Source organism: Thermaurantimonas sp. (assembly GCF_046299575.1).
GTDB lineage: Bacteria > Bacteroidota > Bacteroidia > Flavobacteriales > Schleiferiaceae > Thermaurantimonas.
In genome coordinates this window covers 1-3,809 of sequence record NZ_JBKBHX010000014.1, presented here as the reverse complement: position 1 = coordinate 3,809, position 3,809 = coordinate 1, and the positions used below count along the sequence as shown (strand labels likewise).

Here is a 3,809-nt window from a genome sequence, read left to right as displayed (position 1 = left end):
CATCGAGCATCTGGCATCGATGAACGATTGCGGTATGAATGCCTACTGCGGCATTCATCTCCACCGTGCGCTCAACACCTGGGTATCATCAAACTCAATAGAAAACCTCTGCTATGGCCTTTATGGCAGAGACAATCTGCTCTTCACACGCATTGAGTGCAACGATTTTATCTCCACCTTGGGCATCTACTTCCACGAGGTAAACATCGGCAACATCGGATCCCCCGGCCAAACAGCAAAAAATAGGTGGATCAATCCTAGCTCGCAAGATAAAATAGTTGGGTCTTTATTAAATACAAATCCTTCCCCGATTTATTACTGAAACACCAGTCAGGGATCAGATTTTAAACCCCAAACAAATATTATTATTTCTATTGATAATGCAACTTTATATTCCTGCATCTCAGCCTCGTCGTATCGACCGCTTGATGCATCAGAACTGCTTGCGCCTGGAATACAACTCTACACAAATCCTTTTACAGACCGATTGAATATTCAAGGCAGTGGTCATTCCCGGGTAGATTTATCCTTGTACAATCTGCAAGGTCAGCTTGTGTTTCAAAAATATCAGTTGAGCCTAGGCAAATTGGTTAAGCTGGACCTGCATGATTTGCCGGCAGGTATTTACATGCTTTCTACGCTTCGAAGTGGCTATCAAAATGTATATAAACTAGTAAAACAATAAATGAAAAAAGCCGGATTAAATCCTTCATCCGGCTTCAAAAAAATCAATGCTGATGAGAAAGTATATCCTAATTGTTCTGGTAAGTATATATACCCATGGAAATGCGAAAAATCTGGTTCGAAATTCTTCTTTTGATGAGTTGGAAAAACCATGTAATACCTCTTTTGGGTGACCTTTTGTTGGACTGGAAAGGGTAATTTCTCATGGTGGTCCGATTGTTAAAAATTGGCATCTTAATCTTTATATGTCATATCCATTGCTTGAATATACTGATGTCAAGAGAAATGGTAAACTTTATACACAAAATACTCCGAATCCAAATCTGTTTTTACATGATCCCAATAAAATACCTATTCCACAGTCAAGAAGTGGAATTACACATCTCGCATTTTTTAGTACATTTATTTATGATAACAGATCAGTAAATGGAATTTGTACTTCACTTCATCAAAAAGAGATTCGAGTTTCATTAGTTGGTAATGTTTTAAAAGACACCGGCAAAACGGGCGATTATTGTGGTTTTTTTATGCTCGTGCCGATAGCAGAAACTCCTTTCGATTTAAAAGTATTGGCATCTTTTTAAAAGATGATTCATTGTATGTATTCCGGCTCGTCCCACCTTACCTCACTCATTACACCTATGCTGACCTTCACTCGATTGGCCATGTAATCCTGATTAACGATTCGGCTTCAATAAATCAGTCTGCTGAATGGAAGAAGATATCATTTAAATCGACCATAAACAATGGAAATTATAATATGATGTATATAGGTTGGTTAGAGCCAAACAGAAATGATAATTTCAGCTCCATCGTCGATTCCACAGGTGATTTGGTGCTGATTCGATGTGGAATAAATCAAATACCAGAAAGATTTGTTTCTATACTCTACATTGACGACGTGCATTTTTTCCGGTGCAGCGATACGGTCTTCAGGGTGCATCTGCCGGCTGATACGGTGCTGTGCGTTGGCGATTCTATAGTGCTCACCCTTACGGTAATCGACAGCCTCTACGCCCTGGAATACGAAACCCGCACCTACCTCTGGAGCACTGGCGATACCACATCCACCATCACTGTCACCCAGCCGGGCAGCTACCAGGTAAGGGTGACCATCGATGGGGAGTTTATGGCCCGGAGCGACACCATCAATGTCGGCTTTATCAGTGACTTTGTCACCACGGTCTAGCCGCACCCCGACACGATCTGCAAGGGGCTGTCGGCACAGTTGGCCGTGCCGGTACCCGCCGGCATGCCGGGCATCACCACGGTGTGGAGCACCGGAGACACGACCTATGCCATCACGGTGCGCGAGCCCGGCACCTATTTGGCCTATAAGTACAACGAGTGCTTTGCCCACACCGATCCCTTCAGGCTCTACGCTCGCTTCTGTTGGGATAAGGAGCAGACCTTCACCACCCTGTATATCCCCAATGCATTTACGACCAACGCTGATGGGCGCAACGACTGCTTCGAGGTAGCAGGCGAGTATCTGGCCAGCTATCAGATACAGATCTTCAGCCGCTGGGGCGAGCTGGTGTATCAGAGCGACGACATCGGCCAGTGCTGGGATGGCACCCACCGCGGCCGCCCGGTACCTGACGGGGTGTACCTGTATGTAATCCGCCACACCGACCGCCACGGTAATCCCATGCCCATCCGCCGGGGAGACATACGGCTGTATCGGTGATTTTATTTTTGACCTTTAATCGCAGACTATACAGCTAAACCTGAAAATTACAGATCTGCGCTGATTTAGTAACGTATGTTCGCGAATTGGTCTGCAATAGCACACGCTCCCCCTCTTAACAGCCAAATGATCAGAGAGCCGAAGGTAGCGACAATACTCCCCTGAGCTTTCGCCGTTGAAGCCTGGGGGATTAAAAAATCCTATCCTTCTTGACGGAAAGTTTTCAAAAAAATGACTGTGAAAACCTATATCTACTTGTTAGCTAAGTATATTTTTTCTAGCTAATTCCCCTTTTATTATTTCCAATCGCTTTGTCCACGTATTCTCCACAGCTTCTAAGAGAGGTGCATGAGACTCATAATTTTTCTCTAACAGTTCGTATATAGCCTCTACAAACCCTTGAACACCCTCTGCTACGGCTACATGCCCTGATACTTTATCTGTTAAATCAGGTAAAGGTGTCGTGACCACTGGCTTATTACATGCTAAATATTCATAGTATTTTGTCGGAAATACACCTGAGGTGCGATCGTTGATCAAGTAAGGAATCAAACCCACATCTGTACTGTTCAATGCTTTGTTCAACTCGAAGTATCCTATTCGGCCAGTAAAATAGACATTCGAATGCTTTTTGAGCCTACCTAAACCTTCTTGCCTGAAATCGCCAATCAACACAAACAGAAGATCAGTGCATGTCTCCACAATGCCTTCCATCAAGGGCACATCTACCACCAGATCGGTACCCATATAGCCAACTACACCTCTGTAATGGGCGGCCCGCTGAGCAATGTCTTCGAGGCCAGTCGTAGGGTAAAATCTCCCGACATCCACACCCTGAGGCAAGTACATGATATCCGGCCTTATATATGCATAGTCTTCTATAGTAGTGAGGCTGTCAGCTGTTATTAAATCCGCTGATTCTACCGCCTTGCGTTCGACTTCTTTTGCCTTGCTCGACAACTGATCAGATACCTGACGACGTGCAAATAAGTCCAACCAGCGAAACCCCCCTTTTCGAAAATAGTGCAATATAAAGGCATTGCAGTATCCCGCATATACCACCGACTCTTCGGCAGGGGCAGCCTTCTTCGACAGAATTTTGTAATTCAACCTGTCGATTGCCTTTTTGTAATGAAAAGGTAGGTAAAAGTGATTGACGAATTCAAAATTTCTCCCAACAGGGTTGGTTAATATCGCCGGAGCTGACTTTCTTTTGTTAGCCGAGTATTCCTGAATTTTATGCAGTAAATCGTTTATTCCATAGTTGATTAAACCATAAGGCTGATGCACAAAAGCTCTTTCAAACCACTCTGAGGTTCGAAAAATCAACTCGTGCTGCCGTTCCCAGTTATGTCCCCAGTGAACTGTAGGAAATGTAACGAAGTTGGGAAGATTCAATTACTTTTTTTTCTTTTTTCTCACGAAGACAAATACC

At 44.0% G+C, this 3,809-nt stretch carries 5 protein-coding genes; 4 read left to right on the top strand and 1 reads right to left on the bottom strand.

Annotated elements, in window-relative coordinates:
* From ACK4EX_RS11685 to ACK4EX_RS11670, 4 genes are all read left to right on the top strand, one after another.
* Positions 1-322: hypothetical protein (locus ACK4EX_RS11685; protein ID WP_409773037.1), on the top strand; the 322-nt coding region annotated here is incomplete at its 5' end.
* Between the two features lie 165 nt (positions 323-487).
* On the top strand, positions 488-685 hold the full coding sequence (locus tag ACK4EX_RS11680) for a T9SS type A sorting domain-containing protein (protein WP_409773035.1): 198 nt from the start codon (positions 488-490) through the stop codon (positions 683-685).
* A 513-nt stretch (positions 686-1,198) separates the two neighbouring features.
* Entirely contained in the window at positions 1,199-1,873 is a 675-nt protein-coding gene (locus ACK4EX_RS11675) for a hypothetical protein (protein ID WP_409773033.1), read from the top strand.
* Between the two features lie 45 nt (positions 1,874-1,918).
* Positions 1,919-2,374 (top strand): gliding motility-associated C-terminal domain-containing protein, encoded by a 456-nt coding sequence (locus ACK4EX_RS11670; RefSeq protein ID WP_409773040.1) that lies wholly within the window; start codon positions 1,919-1,921, stop codon positions 2,372-2,374.
* 258 nt (positions 2,375-2,632) lie between these two features.
* Here the strand turns inward: ACK4EX_RS11670 and ACK4EX_RS11665 are convergent, their stop codons facing one another.
* On the bottom strand, positions 2,633-3,772 hold the full coding sequence (locus tag ACK4EX_RS11665) for a glycosyltransferase (RefSeq protein ID WP_409773031.1): 1,140 nt from the start codon (positions 3,770-3,772) through the stop codon (positions 2,633-2,635).
* Positions 3,773-3,809 lie beyond the last annotated feature (37 nt).